Below are 16,299 nucleotides of genomic sequence, written 5' to 3' on the forward strand. Positions count from 1 at the left end.
CCGTTTCCAAGATCGCACGCTGCTACCTTCCGTGCTCGTGATCAATTCCGATATTTCCGCTCCGCACGTTTCGCAGCCGCACAGTGTGCCGCGCGCTCCCGGGCAGGACACTGTCCGGCCGGCCCTCTTTCGCCTGGCGGAGACCGGCGACCGGGCCCGCTTCGACGCACTGCTCGCCTCCGGAGCCGTACGCGAGACGCACGACCGCATCGACGATCAGCTGGACGAGCTGGTGCGCTGTCTGCGGCCCGGCGACTCTCTGTCCGGCGCTCAACTCGCTTCTGCCGTGGACGAGGTGTGCGGGGGAGCCGGCCGGAGCGGTTACGGCACCTGGGTCTGGTATCCCTGGTCCGGGCGGCTGGTCCACGTTCTGCCGGAGCCGGACTTCCGCCGTGTGCGGACCGACCGCAACCGCAACAAGATCACCACGACCGAACAGCGGCACCTGCTCGGCGCCCGGATCGGCGTGATCGGCCTGTCCGTCGGCAACAGCGCAGCGCTCACCTGTGCCATGGAAGGCGTAGGAGGATCGTTCCGTCTGGCGGACTTCGACCACCTCGGGCTGAGCAACCTCAACCGGCTGCGCGCTGGTGTCCATGACCTCGGCGTTCCCAAGACCGTGCTGTGCGCCCGGCAGATGTACGAGATCGACCCCTACCTCGATATCGAGTTGTGGAGCGAGGGCATCACCGAGAACACCCTCGAAGAGTTCTTCGGCGATGCCCAGCACCCCCTCGACCTCCTGATCGAGGAGTGCGACACCCCCTGGGTCAAGGTCGCAGCCCGTGAACACGCCCGTTCCCGCCGTGTCCCCGTCCTGATGGACGCCAACGACCGGGGGCTGCTGGACATCGAGCGCTTCGACGAAGAACAGGATCGCCCTCTCTTCCACGGCCGTTCCGGTGACCTCACCGCACGGGACGTACGCGGCCTCGACCCGGCGGGCACCATGGCGTACCTGCTTCAGATCTGTGACGAGAGCCGGCTGAGCGCTGCGATGACCGACGCACTCGGCCGGATCGGAGACAGCCTGTCCAGCTGGCCGCAACTGGCCAGTGGCGTGATGCTCGGCGGCGCCGTCGTCACCGACACCGCACGACGGATCCTCCTGGACCACCCGGTGAAGTCCGGCCGCTACTACGTCGACCTCGACGAGTTGATCGGCTCGACCCCGGCCCTCGCCGGAGCCGCCTCGTGACGCACCTGCCCGAACTGCACGGCCACCACCTCTGGCTGCGCGAGATGCGAGCCACCGACCTCGCTCCTTTCGAACGGATCCACACCCATCACCTGCTGACCCGCTTCCTCGGCATGGACCGCATGGACGCCCGGCAGGCCCAGGACGCCTTCGCCCAGTGCCTCGCCCAGCCCTACGCACACCCGCGCCGCAAGCACACCATGGCTGTCTGCGTGCCCGGCGACGACACCATGGTCGGCACCATGGGGCTGCTCGTCGAGGAGTACGGGCGCAACGCCATGCTCACCAGCCTGGTGCTTCTGCCCGGCGCCCGGGTCCGTGGCCACGGTCACGAAGCGGGCCGGCTCCTCATGGCCTACGGCTTCGGCCGACTCGGCCTGCACCGCATCCGGGCCGGCCACCGCGCCGACCACAACCGCATGCGGGACATCATGCTCGCAGCCGGCCTCCACCCCGAAGCTACGCTGCGCCAGCTGTTCCACACCCAGGGAACCTGGCACGACGTCACCACCTATGCGGCCGTGTCACCGGAGTGGATCACACAGGCCAGTGCCGCCGAACGCCGCATCCTCGGAGGCGACACCTCACCGGCTCCCAGCGCGACGAACACCACGGACGCCACCGTGAGTTGACCGATGACGTTCCCGACGGAGGACGTGTCAGCCTGGGAACCTGGTCCGGTGCACTACACGTGCACTGCCCGGGGGGCGTTCGCTTTGTGCATGCCGCGGGAGTTGTCCCAGACCACGACGTCACCGATGTGCCACTGGCGCCGGTGGAGGGGAGGCGGTGCAAGCCCCGGTCGCGGCCGGCACCTGCCGACCGCGGTGTCCGGAGTCTGCGACGGGCTCGACCGGTACAAGGCCACGACGATCGACGACGGCCCAGCACGCGATCGGTTCCACAGGCTGCCCGGCCCCGAGCTGTGGTGGCGGCGCCGTCCCCGCGTCCTCACCGGTCACCTCGGGCGTTGGCTTCGCTCGGCCGGTGCCGTCGGCGCCGGCCCGGACACGGCATGACGCTCAGCATCGTGGGATGACGGAACAGCCCGCAGCCTGGGCTGAACACATTCCGGATGTGAGTCTCTTCGGTCCCTGCAGGGAACCTCACATGCCGCTTGGCCTGGGATTTCGGCCAGGGACTCAGCCCGCCTGCCGTCGTACGGGGAGCCGTCGTACGGCTGCCCCCAGCCCGCGTACGGCTATCCGCAACCCGGCTACGCGGGCGCACCGGCGCCGTATGGCAGACGCCTGCCCCGTACGGCAAGAGCCCGCGGCCCGTCACACATCGGCCTTCCCCAGCGACCAGCGGAACGGCAGGACCGACCGGGCCAGCCCCGGGCCGGCGAGCCGTACCCGTACCTCGGGAACAGCCGCTCCGCCACGCCGACGGCGGGGCCAGCCTTGTTGATCATGGATCGCGCTGTTCGGGGCACACGTTGGTCGAAGAGGTTCGGACCATGTGGAGGAGGCCCAGTGCTGATACGGGAGACCAGGAGTAACACCGGCCGCCGCACAACTGCGGCATCGCTGCCCCGGCCTGTCGTTGCTCTCGCGCTGGTGGGCGCCCTGCTCTGCGCCGGCGCGCTGCTTTTCGTGCGCTTCGCGCACTGGGCCGGGGCGAATCCGGTCCCTGCCGTACTCCTCGCGCTGCTCGCGGTTCCCGTGCTCTACGCCCTGTTCCGCGCGATGCCGAGGACCCGAGAGCTGCGCCGCGCCGCCCGTGCGGGGATGGCTCAGGCCGACCGCGAATTCACCGAGACGACCCAGGCCGACGAGGCCTTCGTACTCTCCCCCGTCGCCCGGGCCCAGGAGCCGGCCGACTTCGCTCCCGCCACGGCCCGGGACGGGCTCACCGCCGTACTACCCGATCCTGCCCCCGACTTCGCGGCCCTCGATCCCGACGGTTTCGAGGCGGCCGTCGCATCGCTGTGCGAACGAGATGGCTGCCGCGAGGTCGAAGTCGTCGGCGGCGCCGGTGACCTCGGCGCCGACGTCCTCGCGACCGCGCCCGACGGCCGACGCGTCGTCGTGCAGTGCAAGCAGTACGGCCCTGCGCACAAGGTCGGCTCCCAGGACCTCCAGCGCTTCGGCGGTACCTGCTGGTCAGTGCACGGAGCCCAGCTCGCCGTAGTGGTCACCACCAGTCAATTCACCGCACCGGCCGAGGACTACGCCGCGGAGTGCGGTATCCGCTGCGTGGATGGCACCTCCCTCGCCGCCTGGGCAGAAGGCTCAGGACCCGCACCCTGGGGCCCCGCGAACGTCCCGACGCCTGCCCCTCCGGCCCCTGGACCGTAGAAATCCAGGCGTAGTCGAGAGCTCTGCCAGATCACCCACGCCCAAAGCGCACAGCAGCGGAAAGAACCCTGCGGGTCAGTACGCCCAAGAGGGTTCCCTACATGGGGAGTTTGAGGAGTCGTTCGTAGCAGCAGAGGACTGCGGCGCGAGAGTGTCGTGAACGTTGGCGGCGGATTCCGACGACCAGAGGTAGTCCGTTCGCGCCCGACGAAATGTGCATCGTGGAACCCGGCTTGCCCCGGCCAACGGGGCCCGGAAGCCGAACCAGGAAAGAATTCTGCGAATCGACATGGACCAGGCCGGGTTCGAATGGGCGTTGGCACACGCGGCCCTCAGCCACTTCCAGCCTGGTGTGCACGAGGGCCGGGCTCAGTGGCAAGCGGAGGCTGCCGAGTGCTCGGTGCGTGTGCGGTGGGATCCGGACCGGTCGATCCAGCTGGAACCGCAGCCATGGCGAGCCATTCAGGTCGGTCTGTCCGGTGAAGCCGTGGACCGTTAGGTGAACGATTGGATCGTGGACATGGCGGATGTCACCGAACGGGCATGGTCGGTCCAGGCCGCTGTACTCGATGGCAGGATTGATGAGGCACTGAGCCGGCTGCCACATGAGCGCCCATATCCGCTTCCAGAGCACCTCCGTCGGCGATTGGGTGCGGACGGATGACTGCTCCATCGACCTCTGATCCACTCTTGGCGTTCGCGACCCCCGGGCCACTGTGCCCTCACCGCCTCAGCTCCAGGGAGAACTGGTCGGCTACGGGATGTTGCGCCAGCCGGAGTCGAGACGAGGCGCCCGCCACCCCGTCTGCTCCAGGCGCTGTTGCCCCATCTGCCAGCCGGATTTCTCTGCACGGGCCCGGCGAAGACGTGTGGGGCGGGGACGGCCCGTCGGGCCACTGCTCGCGAAGGACCCGGGCACCACCTCTGCGCCGCCCCCGCCCGGGTGCCGCTAGGAGAGCTTCGGACGGCTCGACGGGGGCATCGCCGTGTACTCGACCGCCGTCGCCAGCAGTTTCGGGTCAAACATCGCGCCCCGGACCGTGTCGGGCACGAGTCGGCCGTTGACTCCGAAGCCCGGCGTGCCGGACGTCTTGGCCTTCTCGTACGCCTTCTCCGAGGCCGTGACGAAGCCCCGGTACTCCATGGTCCTGACCGCCGAATCGAAATCGGCGCCACGGAGGCCAGGGACGAGGGACGCCATACGCAGCAGGAACTCGTCCGTGTAGCCGTCCACCGATTCCTCGGGCTGATGGGCGAAGAGCACATCGTGGTACTGCGTGAACTTCTTCTTCTCCAAAGCCGCGCGCAGAGCGTTCGCCGCGCGCTTCGAGCCCGCGCCGCCGAGCCCGTCGTCGAGGAAGGAGGCAAGCGTGTACTCCGTACGGAATATGCCCGCCTGCGTGAGCTCACGCAGGGCGGGAGCGCCGCTCTCGGCCCCCTCGAACTCCTTGCAGACGGGGCAGCGCATGTCCTCATACACCTGTACGGCCACTGTGTCGTCGACTGAGCCGACAATTATGGTGGTGCGATCCGCACCGAGCCGCTCCGCCAACTCCGTGGTTTTGGCGTGCGTCGCGGTGTTGTCCGCGGGCCCCGATCCCTCGTCGGAGTCAGCTTCGGCGGCCCGACCGCATCCCGTCGCCAGCACGGCGACCAGAGCCAGGCCCACCGCGCTCACCGCGGCCTGTCTGAACTGCATTGATCTTCCCCTCCCCTGGATGTCAGGGAGGACACTATGCGAGCCCTGTGAGGAGCGTGCGGCTGTGGCGTGGCGGAAGCCCGAGCGCGGGCTCGCCTGGGCCGGAGTTCCCCGCCGTACCGGCTGGGAAAACCGCTGTCGGGCAAATGAACCAAGATGCTAGAAGTACCGCCGTGCGCAAGACTCTGGAGTTTCCTGATCTGCTGCGGCTGATCGACGAACGTGCAACTGCCTTCCGCGCAGCGCTCGCCGCCGCGCCCAGCCTCGGCCTGCCCGTGCCGACCTGCCCCGGGTGGACGCTGTTCGACCTGGTGCAGCACATCGGCGAGGGCCGCCGCCGCTGGGCCGCCACCGTCGCCGCCGGGCCGGACGCCACGTCCAGGACCCCGGCCCAGGGTGACGCGGTCGCGCCGCAGGAGCCCGAGGCTGTGCCGGCCTGGCTGGCCGCCTCCACCGAGCTGTTGCTGGCGGCCCTGCGGGAGGCCGGTCCGGACCAGGGCTGCTTCACCGGCTGGGGCAACACGCAGACGCCGCACACCGCCGGTGGCGTCGCCCGGCACCAAGTCCAGGAGATCGCGGTGCACACCTACGAGTCGGGGTCGGTGAAGTTGGCCTGGGCCTTGGGCTTGGGCCGTGCGTTGGCTGCTGCCTGCTCGCCGGCGTCGGCGACGGCCCGCTCGTCGCCGGTGCCTGCACGCTCCTGGCGGCGGCGTTCCTTGTCTTCGGCGTGAGCGCGTGCCTTCTCGGCGGCCTCGGCCTCGATCTGCGCGCGGGCGGCCTGCAGCTTCGCCAGACGCTTCTCGCGTCGGTCCAGCTCGGCGGGCAGGTCCGCTTCCTTGCCGTTCACGCCGAAGGTCTCGTCCTCGGCCTGGCCGGTGGCCAGGTAGCGGAACGCGATGTCGTCGGCGCACTTGCGCTCGATGGCGCGTGAGGAGCGGACGCCGGTGGTGTAGCCGTAGATCAGGAGCCGCAGCATCAGTCCGGGGTCGTAGGGCGGGTAGCCGCGCTTCTCGGTGTAGTCGGCAAGTATCGGCCCCAGGTCCAGCACCTCGTCCACCAAGTCAGCGACGAAGCGGGCCAGGTGGTCCTCGGGCAGCCAGTCGTCCAGCGATGGGGGCAGCAGCAGGACCTGGTGCGGGTCGAACGCACGGAACTGCTTGTCGACCGCCACCGCACGGCCCTGCGGCTGCTTCTTCTCGACTGGCTCGACCTCGAACAGCCCATCCCCACCACGCATATCGTTATCGACCAGCATGAATGATGACGAAACGCAGGCGGGTTGCCGGTTGCCGGGACACATTCCTATGCCACCAGGACTGAGACAATTGGGGTCAGTCGACGCACCGTGACCGGCTGTGGCCGGGGCCTCGGTGAGGCTTCGCCGACTTCGATCGCGATTATGCTGGGCGCGTGGCTGAGTCGTCGTCTTCCGTGGTCGCGGGCGTGGCTGCGGGTCGGTGGCGGCTGGGGGCCCGGTTCGCGGTGCGCTTGGGACGCCGCACGCTTCTGGACTCGTTGTACCTGCTGACCGCGCCGGTCAGTGCCGCGTTCGGGCTGCTGCTGGTGCTAAGCGGCCTGTTCGTTGGCACGGTCGGTCTGCTGTTGTCGAGCGGGTCGCCGGTCATGACCAGTGCTACGGAACTGGCGCGGTGGTCCGCCGACGTGGAACGGTGGCGGATCGCCAAGGTGCGCTCCCAGGCCGACGGGGCGCGGGGCGCGCGTCGGCGTCCGAGGCCGAGGGGGACAGCCGCCGCGTCCGACCCGGGGCTGTGGCTCGACGTGGCACACACGGTGCTGGTACTCCCCGTCGTCGTGGTCACGTCGGCGGTAACGGCGCTGTGGTGGTTCGTCGGCGTCGCCGCTGTCACGGCTCCTCTGCGCAGCCCGTATGCGACGCCCGGGCCGCTGCGGCCGATGAACCTGTACCTGGGCGGTCCCCAATCCCACATCGCGTTGAGCCTGGGGCTGACGTCGCCGGACGAGCGGGTCGCCTTCGCGGTCACGCTCGGCCTCCTCGTGCTGGCCACCGTGCCGCTGGTGACCCGGGTGGGCGTCGCCGCTCAGGCCGGGCTGGGGAAGGCACTATTGTCCGACCTGTCGGCACTGCACCGCAGGATCAACGGGCTGGAGCAGGAGCGGGACACCGCCCGCGCACAGACCCTCGCCGCGGTGACGGCCGAGGCTGCCGCCCTGCGCCGACTCGAACGCGATATCCACGACGGCCCCCAGCAGCGTCTGGTCCACCTGGCGATGGAGCTGGGCCGCGCCGAGCACCACTTCGACAGCAGGCCGGAAGCCGCCCGGGAGGCGCTCGCCGACGCGATCGTCCAGACTCAGGAGACGCTGGAGGAGCTACGGGCCCTGTCGCGCGGCATCGCCCCGCCGATCCTCACCGACCGCGGCCTGCAGGCGGCGCTCGCCGCGCTTGCCGCGCGCTGTGTCGTATCCGCTGAGCTCGACCTCGGCCCCCTGAACCGTCGGCCGGACGCCGCAGTCGAGACGGCCGCGTACTTCGTGGTCGCCGAGGCCCTGACCAATGTGTCCAAACACAGCCACGCCCACCGGTGCGCCATCGGAATGCGCCACGGCGATGGAATCCTGCGGGTCTGGGTGACGGACGACGGCGTGGGCGGCGCGGCCGTGGCCAAGGGATACGGCCTGCGGGGCCTGGACGACAGACTGCACGCGGTCGGCGGCCGGCTGCGGGTCGCCAGCCCCGACGGCGGCCCGACCACGATCACCGGGGAACTGCCATGCCACTGATCTCGGCCGAAACAGATGCCGAAGCACCACGGGATCGCGCGGCCCGCAGTCCGCTGCGGATCGTCGTGGCCGATGACGCGGTGCTGCTGCGTGAAGGCCTGGTCCGACTGCTCACCGAGGACGGGCACCATGTGGTCGCGGCGGTCGGTGACGGCCCCGCCCTGGTCGAAGCGGTGCTCGCCCACCGCCCGGACGTGTCGGTCGTCGACGTACGGATGCCGCCGACCCACACGGACGAGGGCCTGCGTGCAGCGATCAGCGCCCGCGCACAACTGCCCGGCACCCCCGTACTGGTACTCAGCCAGTACGTGGAGGTGTCGTACGCCGCCGAGCTGCTCGCGGACGGCTCTGGCGGGGTCGGCTACCTGCTCAAGGACCGGGTCGCCAGAGTCGCGGAGTTCCTGGACGCCCTAGACCGGGTCGCCGGTGGCGCGACGGTGCTCGACCCCCAGGTCGTCTCCCAGCTACTGGCCGGCCAGCGCCGACAGGACCCGCTGCAGGCACTGACCGCGCGTGAACGGCAGCTCCTGGGACTGATGGCCGAGGGCCACTCCAACACCGCCATCGCCCGGCAGTTGGTGCTCTCCAACAGCGCGGTGGAGAAACACATCGGCAACGTCTTCGCCAAACTCGGCCTGCCGCCCGACGACGCCCAGCACCGCCGAGTCCTCGCCGTCCTCGCCTACCTCCGCTCCTGACCGGGCCCGTCCGCCGATCAGCCGCGAGGCGTCACAGGCCGCCCTTGTAGAAGCCCAGGAGGGCCGGCGCCGGGTCCGCCGCGGTGTCCGTGTTGGCCAGTGCGACGACGATCACGATCAGCGCGAGCAGGGCCGAGAGGACGCCGAACGACCTCATCGTGCGCCGGGTCCGCCCGTTCGACCTGTCCGCCGCAGCGAACCTCCGCCACGCCATCACGCTCAGGCCGATCAGGGCGACCGCTACGACGGACGCCAATGCGGCGAGCACCGCGTGGTACCGGCTGAAGTCGTCGACCATCACCTTGAGGGCGACCGCGTTCTCGTCGCTCGGGCTCGGGTAGTGGGCCAGGCCCCGCTTGATCTGATCGATCGCACAGGCGAGTTGGCCACTGGGTGCGCCGAGCGGGAGCAGCGCGGTCGCCGAGGAGAAGGGGGCCATCGCACCTTGGACATTCGCCATCAGCGCCGCCAGTGACACCAGCGCAAGCACGCTGGCGAGGACGGCAGCCGAGGCGAGGCCCCTACCCCCGGCTCCGGGACCGCTGGACCTCAGGAACGCCTTCCAGAGCCGGACGGCGAGGGCGACGAACACGATCAGCAGAGCCGCGGCCAGGACGCCCTTGACCACGTGGAAGCGGAACCAGCAGTCGACAACCCGCTGCAGGTCCGGGGGGAATCCTTGGTCCCCGGACGTCCAGTACGTAACGAACGCCGGGCTCAGGGCGTCGACGAGATTCCGCTGCGACGAGAGGCCGCCTTCCGTCCCGATCGCCGCCAGCCTGCTCGGGACGAGGACAAAGGCGGCACCGAGTGCCACGGCGAGGGCGACGAGCACAGCCAGTGCCCGACCGGGCACCTCCGCTGATCGCGACAGGGCCTTATGAGTGCGCATGGAGGGTCCTTCGGCTCGATCGGGCATGGGGGCAGCGCCCGAACCACGTGGTGGGCGGGCCCCTCGTCATGCCGATCACGATGTCGCGCTGTCGATCAACCGGTCACTGAGGTACGCCATCCATCTGGGGTGTGGCCTGCCACACCCCAGCCGAGCAGGGCGGACGGGCCGCGCACCGCTGCACCTGGTCCAGTGTCGGTGTGAGTCCCGCCTTCATCTCGCAGAGTCCACCGGTGGCCAGTTGCGGCTGACCGGTTCGGGAGCAGGACCGAAGGAGGTGCCGACCTGGTCGCCGACCTGTGCGGCGGCGTACCGCCAATCGCCCGAAGTCGCTCGTTACTGACCCACACTCCTAGCCACGCCCGTCGCAGGCAGGGGAACATGGTGTTCCCGGCCGCTTCCCCGTAAGTCCCGTAAGTTTCGTAAGTCCCGTAAGTTCCGTAAGTCAACCCACAGCCGTACGGTGCAGGCTCGCGCAGCGCAGCGCGGTACGTCGTGACGTGAGAGGAGACGTCAGTCGTGACCGACGGGGAATACGCCGCAAGGCCCGTCGTCCCGCGGTCGCGGGTACGGATCGGTGAGGTGTCGGTGGATCAGGACGGTCCGTTCACGCTGATCGCGGGGCCCTGTGTGATCGAGGGCGCGGACATGGCACTGCGTCACGCCGAGCGGATCGCCGAGACGGCGCGGCGGGCCGGGGTCCCGTACGTGTTCAAGGCGTCCTACGACAAGGCGAACCGAACCTCGGTGTGTTCCTTTCGGGGCCCCGGTCTTCAGGAGGGGCTGGAGATTCTGGCACGCGTACGGGCGGAGGTGGGGGTCCCGGTGCTTACCGATGTCCATGAGCGCCAGGACGTGAGCGCGGTGGCGGAAGTCGCGGATGTGCTCCAGATTCCGGCGTTCCTGTGCCGGCAGACCGACCTCCTGCTCGCGGTGTGCGCATCGGGGCGCCCGGTGAACATCAAGAAGGGCCAGTTCCTCTCCCCCGCAGCAGCCCGGGGCGTCAGGAGACTCAACAGGGGGCCGGCCGCAGTTCATTGCCCCGCTGGCGCGGGCAGCCGTAGCAGTCGGTGTCGCCGGGGTGTTCATGGAAGTCCACGAGGATCCTCCTCGCGCTCTGAGTGATGGCAGCAACAGTCTCCGTCTGGACCGTCTGCCGGATCTGCTCGCCGAACTCAAAGCAGTGGACACGCTGGTCAAGGGATTCCGATGACAACGTCCCCCGAAGGCAGCGCTGTTCAGGCAGGAGTGGCGGCGCCTGTGCGGGCGTGGACGCTTCAGGAGGCCCATGCGGTGCGCTCAGCGGCAGAGCGTCTCGACAGCGACGGTCCCACAGGAGCATTCGCGCTGCTCGTCGGCGGCCTGACGCGGGAGGAACCGTGACCGGCACGGCCAGGACATGGGGCGTCATCCCGGCCCGGTACGGGTCGACGAGGCTTCCGGGCAAAGTGCTGTGCGACATCGCGGGCCGCCCCATGATCGAGCACGTCTGGCGCCGCGCGATGCGCGCACGCTCGCTGGAACACGTACTGATCGCCACCGATGACGAGCGGGTCGCCGCGATCTGTACCGGATTCGGCGCCGAGGTCGCCATGACCTCGCCTGCCCACATCAGCGGTACTGACCGGGTGGCCGAAGCCACAGCCGGCCGTGGCGCCGACATCGTGGTGAACATCCAGGGCGACGAACCGCTCCTCGACCCCGACTGGATCGACCAACTCGCCCTCGGACTCCTTGAGAACCCCGATTCGGTCATGGCAACCCTTGCCAGCCCGATCAGCGACCACCAGCAGGTAAACGACCCGGGTGTGGTGAAAGTCGTCTTCGACGCCACGGGGCGCGCGCTGTATTTCTCGCGCTCCCCCATCCCCTATGAACGGCACGACACCCCGGTCACCCGCTACCAGCACATCGGCCTCTACGCCTATCGCACCAGTTTCCTGACCCAGTACACCCGCCTGCCTCCCGCCCCGCTGGAACAGGCCGAAGGCCTCGAACAGCTTCGCGCCCTCCACCACGGACATCGCATCCACGTCATCACTGTCGAGGGAGAGCACACCGCCATCGACACCCTCCACGACCTTCAGCAACTCCGTACACGCCTCGCAGTACAGAGCGAATGACCCCGGATCAGGCTGACGTTCTCACCACCGCGGCCTGAGCGGCCGGGCGAACCTGTGCGGTCCAAGCCGGGGAGTTACGTCATCGGGCGCCGTCCTACAGAAACCCATGTACTAGTTTCACCCTCAGGGTGGTGGCTCACCGTCACCATTCCGTCCCACGTTGTCACCTTCAGGTCTCTGTGCCGGAGCCGGCGCATGGGCCGAAGGCGGCTTCCCGGTGCCTGCGGCGCTGCGCCGCTACCGGCACCTCCTCACATGGCGAGCAAGGGAGCACACATGCCGGTCTGCACGACGCGTGACGGCGTCGAGATCTTCTACAAGGACTGGGGCCGGGGCAGGCCCGTGGTCTTCATCCACGGCTGGCCCTTGAACGGCGACGCCTGGCAGGACCAGCTCAAGGCGGTCGTCGACGGCGGGTTCCGGGGTATCGCGCACGACCGGCGCGGCCACGGCCGGTCCACCCCGGTCTTCGACGGCTACGACTTCGACACCTTCGCCGACGACCTGAACGACCTGATCACCCAGCTCGACCTGCGGGACGTGACGCTGGTCGCGCACTCCATGGGCGGCGGCGAACTCGCCCGCTACATCGGCCGCCACGGAACCAGCCGCGTCAAGTCGGTCGTACTGCTGTCGGCGATCCCCCCGCTGATGATCCAGAACGCGGACAACCCCGAGGGTGTCCCCCAGAGTGTGTTCGACGGGATCAAGAGCGGCATCCTCGCCGAACGCTCGCAGTTCTGGAAGGACACGGCGGTCGGGTTCTTCGGCGCCAACCGCGAAGGGAACAAGGTCACCCAGGGCAACAAGGACGCCTTCTGGTACATGGCCATGCAGGAGACCATCCAGGGTGGTGTCGCCTGCGTCGACGCCTTCGCCACGACGGACTTCCACGAGGACCTCAAGAAGTTCGACATCCCCACCCTCGTCGTCCACGGCGACGACGACCAGGTCGTGCCGATCGACGCCACCGGCCGCAAGACCGCGGAACTCGTGCCCGGCGCGGAACTCAAGGTCTACGAGGGCGGCTCGCACGGCATCGCACTGGTCCCCGGCTACAAGGAGAAGTTCAACAAGGACCTTCTGGACTTCCTGAGCAGCTGAAGTCCCCCCAGCACCCCGCGCCGGCCCCACACCCGTGCCGACGCGGGGCTGCTACCCGCGAGAGGGGACAGCCCGCTGCTGCTGCCCGGGCAGGCTGATCCGGCCCCAGTGATGGCTGACGGCTGACGGCTGATGGCTGATGGTGGTGGCGCGCCACGGAAGGTGACGCACCCCCTCGCCCCGAAGACTCCGGTGCCTCTTGTCCCGAAGACCCCGGTGCCTCAGGAGTCGCCCTGTCCGTACGCCGCCGCGATCTCCTGCGGCGCGGCCCAGCGGCTGTAGGTCGGCGACTGGGGCCAGCCCTCCGGGGAGTCCTGCCACTCCTCCTGGCGTCCGTAGGGCAGGAGATCGACCAGGGCGAACAGATAGCTCAGCTGCTCGGTCCCGCGGCCGTCGGTGTGCCAGGTGCGGTACACCGTGTCGCCGTCGCGCAGGAACACGTTGACCGCGAAGCCGCCGTTCGGCGGGGCGCCGACATCGGCGCCGAACGTGCTGTCCGCCGTCGAGTACCACGTCATCGTGTTGCCCACCTTGCGCCGGTAGGCGAGCGCCTCGCCGATCGGGCCCTGGGTGACGATCACGAACCGGGCGTCGAACTTCTCCAGGCCCGCGAGCCGGGTGAACTGGGAGGTGAAGCCGGTGCAGCCCCCGCACTGCCACTCGGCGCCCTCATGCCACATGTGGCTGTAGACAATCAGCTGCGGGTGATCCCCGAAGATCTCAGCGAGCCGGACGGGGCCCCCTCGCCCTCCAGGACGTAGTCGGGCATCTCCACCATCGGCAGTCGGCGGCGTTGGGCCGCGATGGCGTCGAGCTCACGGGTGGCGGCCTTCTCCCGAACGCGCAGAGCGGCCAGATCCTTCTCCCAGGTGGCGGCGTCGACGACGGGAGGCAAGGCATTGCTACGGGTGGACATGGTTCCTCCGGGCGGGCGGTCGGGTGCCGTTCTGTAAGTACCGACTCCCCCTCCGGCCAGAACTCATCGGTCACCCCTCGGGTGCGCCGTGCGCCCACGACGTTCCGGGCGTCGAAAGGAGCGCAGGAACCGGTGAACCCCCCGGGGGTGCGGCCCCTCGCGGGAGGGACCGCACCCCCTGAGCCTCAGGGCCTGTCCGGCCGGGCCAGGGCCGGAGGGGCGGCGTTGGCTCCCCAGCTGGTCGGCTTGTCAGAGAGTTTGATCTTGATCGTGCCGGAGCGGAGCAGGTCCTTGTGGGACAGCCAGCTCTGGCGCAACTCGCCCTTGTCGGTGCCCACGGAGGACACGTACTGGAGCTTCGACGCGTTGGCGCCGGGGGCGTCGATACGGATCGTCCGTCCGTGTTCAGGCCGGATCTCGACCTTCTCGAACATGGGCGCGGAGATCACGTAGGTGGCGGAGCCGGGCTGAGCCTCGAAGATGCCGGCCATGGCGAAGACGAGCAGCGAGGACGTGGCACCGAGGTCGTCATTGCCCGGCATTCCGTACACGTTGTCGGTGAAGAGCGTCCGCATCGCGCGCAGCACGGCGGAGGTCTTCCACGGCGCGCCGGTCCACGTGTACATCCACGGCGCGTGGAAGTCGGGTTCGTTGTTGGGGTTGAACGCGAAGTTGTTGTGGTAGTCGTACGCGCCGGTCACCCACGAGTCCGAAGCTGCCTTCGCCGGGTCGGTCAGCACGGTCGGCATGTCGAAGAACTTGTCGAGCCGCTGCTCGGCCTGCGAGGAGCCGCCCATCAGTCCGAAGATGGTCTGCGGGTCCTGCTGCGCGAGCCATTCGTACTGCCACGCGGTGCCCTCGTGGAACGCGCCGGCCTGGGCGGGATCGGGGTCACCGGCAACGGTGCCGTCCGCGTTCTTGGCCACCGGGAACCCGGAGAAACCCTGCGAGGTGACGGTGGGGTCCCACAGCTTGGTGAAGTTGTCGCAACGAGAGGAGAGTGTCGCGGCCTTGCCCCTGTAGCCGAGGCCGTCGGCCATCGTGGACAGCGCGCAGTCGGCGAGCGCGTACTCAAGCGTGGCCGAGCCCGACTGGCGGCTGTCGCCGTACTTGTACCCGGGCAGATTCTGGTAGCCGACCCAGCCGTTCTTGACATACGTGGGGTTGCCGTCACGGCCACGGAAGATCGACTGGTCCGCGGGGACGTCGTTGGCGTTCTTCCACAGCGCGCCGAAGAGCTGGCGCGCGGTGCGTTTGTCGAGCAGGCCGCGGTTGTAGATGTCGACGATCCACGGCGTGACGGGGTCGCCGCTCATCACGTTGGTCTCGCTGTTGCCGAGTGCCCAGCGCGGCAGCCAGCCACCGTCCTGGTAGATGTGCAGCACCGACTTGGCCATATCAGCGGCCTTGTCAGGGTTCAGCAGGTCCACCAACTGGTTCTGCGAGCGGTAGGTGTCCCAGAGCGAGAACATCTGGTAGTACGGGGAATCCGCGCGGTGCACCTGGTCGTCGAAACCGCGGTAGCGGTTGTCCACGTCGGACCCGACCGACGGGTGCAGCAGCGAATGGTAGAGCGCGCTGTAGTACGTACGCTGGTCGGCGGTGCTGCCGCCGGCCACACGCATCCGGTTCAGCTCCTCCTGCCAGGTGTGGTGCGCGGCGGTGCGGGCCTTGTCGAACGACTTCGGCTGCTCAGCCTTGCGGTTGAGGCGCGCGCCGTCGACCGACGTGTAGGACAGGCCCACCGAGGTGCCGACCTGGTTGCCCTTGGCCGGGTCGAATGTCGCATAGGCACCGGCGCGCTTGGTGCCGCGCGACGCGTCGCGCTGGTTCGGGGTGATGGTGCCGTCGGTCCAGGTGCCGAAGCTTGAGAACTTCCGGTCGAACTTGGCGCTGAAATAGATCCGGTAGCGCTCCTTCCCGGTCTCACCGCAGAAGTTGCCGCCCTGGAGCCAGCCTTCGATGGTGTCATGGCCGACGACGTGGACGTCGCCGGCATAGGTGCTGCCGTTGCTCTCCCCGGTCTCGATGAGCACGTTCTCGGGGCCTGATCCGGCGGGGTACGTGTAGCGGTGCTGGCCGGTTCGCTGCGTCGCGGAGAGTTCGGCCCGGATGCCGTTGTCGAACTTCACTCCGTAGTAACCGGGCGCGCGGGTTTCGTTGTCGTGGCTGAACTTCGCCCCGTACTGGGCCGGATCGGACGACGTCACCGCACCGGTGGTCGGCATGAAACGGAAGTTGCCCATCGTCTGGCAGCCGACGCCCGAGAGGTGGGTGTGGCTGAAGCCGAGGATCGTGTCCTGCTTGTAGTCATAGGAGGCGTACTGGTTGAGCTGCGTGTCCGGGCTCAGCTGCACCATGCCGAACGGGACGGTGGCGCCCGGGAAGGTGGTCCCGTCGCCGTTGTTGCCGATCGACGTGTCGACCAGCCTGGTGGGGTCACCGGCGAACTTCGGCCCCCGCTCCTTGGCAGCTGCGACGCCGGGGGTGGCGGATGCCGCGGCCACGGTGGTGGCGAGCAACACGGCGGCGAACGCGCGTTTCCATGCCCTCATCGCGATCCTTTCTGTGACAACGTTGTCAAGTCTCTGTGATCTTTGCCCTCC

Annotated in this window: 11 protein-coding genes and 5 pseudogenes; 10 read left to right on the top strand and 6 right to left on the bottom strand. The window is 68.9% G+C overall.

All coding sequences use genetic code 11. The features are described 5' to 3' along the window. The first annotated feature begins 37 nt into the window (after positions 1-37). From OG285_RS37220 to OG285_RS37230, 3 genes are all read left to right on the top strand, one after another. Positions 38-1,198, top strand: coding sequence for a ThiF family adenylyltransferase (locus OG285_RS37220; RefSeq protein WP_371793726.1), 1,161 nt, complete (start codon positions 38-40; stop codon positions 1,196-1,198). Then, positions 1,195-1,830 (top strand): GNAT family protein, encoded by a 636-nt coding sequence (locus OG285_RS37225; protein WP_331760301.1) that lies wholly within the window; start codon positions 1,195-1,197, stop codon positions 1,828-1,830. Before OG285_RS37220 ends, OG285_RS37225 begins: the two co-directional genes overlap by 4 nt. Before the next feature lie 843 nt (positions 1,831-2,673). Then, positions 2,674-3,498 carry a restriction endonuclease gene (locus tag OG285_RS37230; RefSeq protein ID WP_371793727.1) on the top strand — a complete coding sequence of 275 codons (825 nt, stop codon included), beginning with the start codon at positions 2,674-2,676 and terminating at the stop codon, positions 3,496-3,498. A gap of 152 nt (positions 3,499-3,650) precedes the next feature. On the opposite strand, the pseudogene OG285_RS37235 reads toward OG285_RS37230, so the two are convergent. Beyond that, positions 3,651-3,754, bottom strand: a pseudogene (locus OG285_RS37235) (IS5/IS1182 family transposase); the annotation flags it as partial. 33 nt (positions 3,755-3,787) lie between these two features. On the opposite strand from OG285_RS37235, the gene OG285_RS37240 reads away from it, so the two are divergent. Beyond that, a complete protein-coding gene (locus OG285_RS37240) occupies positions 3,788-3,997 on the top strand; it encodes a DUF4291 family protein (protein ID WP_371793728.1) in 210 nt (69 codons plus the stop codon). Between the two features lie 450 nt (positions 3,998-4,447). Here the strand turns inward: OG285_RS37240 and OG285_RS37245 are convergent, their stop codons facing one another. Continuing rightward, complete coding sequence (locus tag OG285_RS37245) at positions 4,448-5,197, bottom strand: thioredoxin domain-containing protein (protein ID WP_331760302.1); 750 nt, start codon at positions 5,195-5,197, stop codon at positions 4,448-4,450. 146 nt (positions 5,198-5,343) lie between these two features. Here OG285_RS37245 and OG285_RS37250 point away from each other — a divergent pair. Continuing rightward, positions 5,344-5,772, top strand: a pseudogene (locus OG285_RS37250) (maleylpyruvate isomerase N-terminal domain-containing protein); the annotation flags it as partial. A gap of 14 nt (positions 5,773-5,786) precedes the next feature. On the opposite strand, the pseudogene OG285_RS37255 reads toward OG285_RS37250, so the two are convergent. After that, a pseudogene (locus tag OG285_RS37255) lies at positions 5,787-6,416 on the bottom strand (transposase); the annotation flags it as partial. 191 nt (positions 6,417-6,607) lie between these two features. On the opposite strand from OG285_RS37255, the gene OG285_RS37260 reads away from it, so the two are divergent. Continuing rightward, entirely contained in the window at positions 6,608-7,960 is a 1,353-nt protein-coding gene (locus tag OG285_RS37260) for a sensor domain-containing protein (RefSeq protein ID WP_331760303.1), read from the top strand. A 53-nt stretch (positions 7,961-8,013) separates the two neighbouring features. Next, entirely contained in the window at positions 8,014-8,658 is a 645-nt protein-coding gene (locus OG285_RS37265) for a response regulator transcription factor (protein ID WP_331760560.1), read from the top strand. A 31-nt stretch (positions 8,659-8,689) separates the two neighbouring features. Here OG285_RS37265 and OG285_RS37270 read toward each other — a convergent pair whose 3' ends face one another. Further along, positions 8,690-9,550 carry a hypothetical protein gene (locus OG285_RS37270; protein WP_331760304.1) on the bottom strand — a complete coding sequence of 287 codons (861 nt, stop codon included), beginning with the start codon at positions 9,548-9,550 and terminating at the stop codon, positions 8,690-8,692. A 573-nt stretch (positions 9,551-10,123) separates the two neighbouring features. Here OG285_RS37270 and OG285_RS37275 point away from each other — a divergent pair. The 3 genes and pseudogenes from OG285_RS37275 (at position 10,124) to OG285_RS37285 (ending at position 12,777) form a co-directional block, all read left to right on the top strand. Then, positions 10,124-10,763: pseudogene (locus OG285_RS37275) on the top strand (hypothetical protein). 166 nt (positions 10,764-10,929) lie between these two features. Next, positions 10,930-11,673, top strand: a complete 744-nt coding sequence (gene kdsB / locus OG285_RS37280; protein ID WP_331760306.1) for a 3-deoxy-manno-octulosonate cytidylyltransferase — start codon at positions 10,930-10,932, stop codon at positions 11,671-11,673. Between the two features lie 276 nt (positions 11,674-11,949). Continuing rightward, positions 11,950-12,777 (top strand): alpha/beta hydrolase, encoded by an 828-nt coding sequence (locus OG285_RS37285; RefSeq protein WP_331760307.1) that lies wholly within the window; start codon positions 11,950-11,952, stop codon positions 12,775-12,777. Between the two features lie 221 nt (positions 12,778-12,998). Here the strand turns inward: OG285_RS37285 and OG285_RS37290 are convergent. After that, positions 12,999-13,693: pseudogene (locus tag OG285_RS37290) on the bottom strand (DUF899 family protein). A gap of 185 nt (positions 13,694-13,878) precedes the next feature. Then, positions 13,879-16,248 carry a GH92 family glycosyl hydrolase gene (locus tag OG285_RS37295; protein WP_331760308.1) on the bottom strand — a complete coding sequence of 790 codons (2,370 nt, stop codon included), beginning with the start codon at positions 16,246-16,248 and terminating at the stop codon, positions 13,879-13,881. Positions 16,249-16,299: the final 51 nt, after the last annotated feature.

It is taken from the genome of Streptomyces sp. NBC_01471, from assembly GCF_041438865.1.
Classification (GTDB): Bacteria; Actinomycetota; Actinomycetes; order Streptomycetales; family Streptomycetaceae; genus Streptomyces.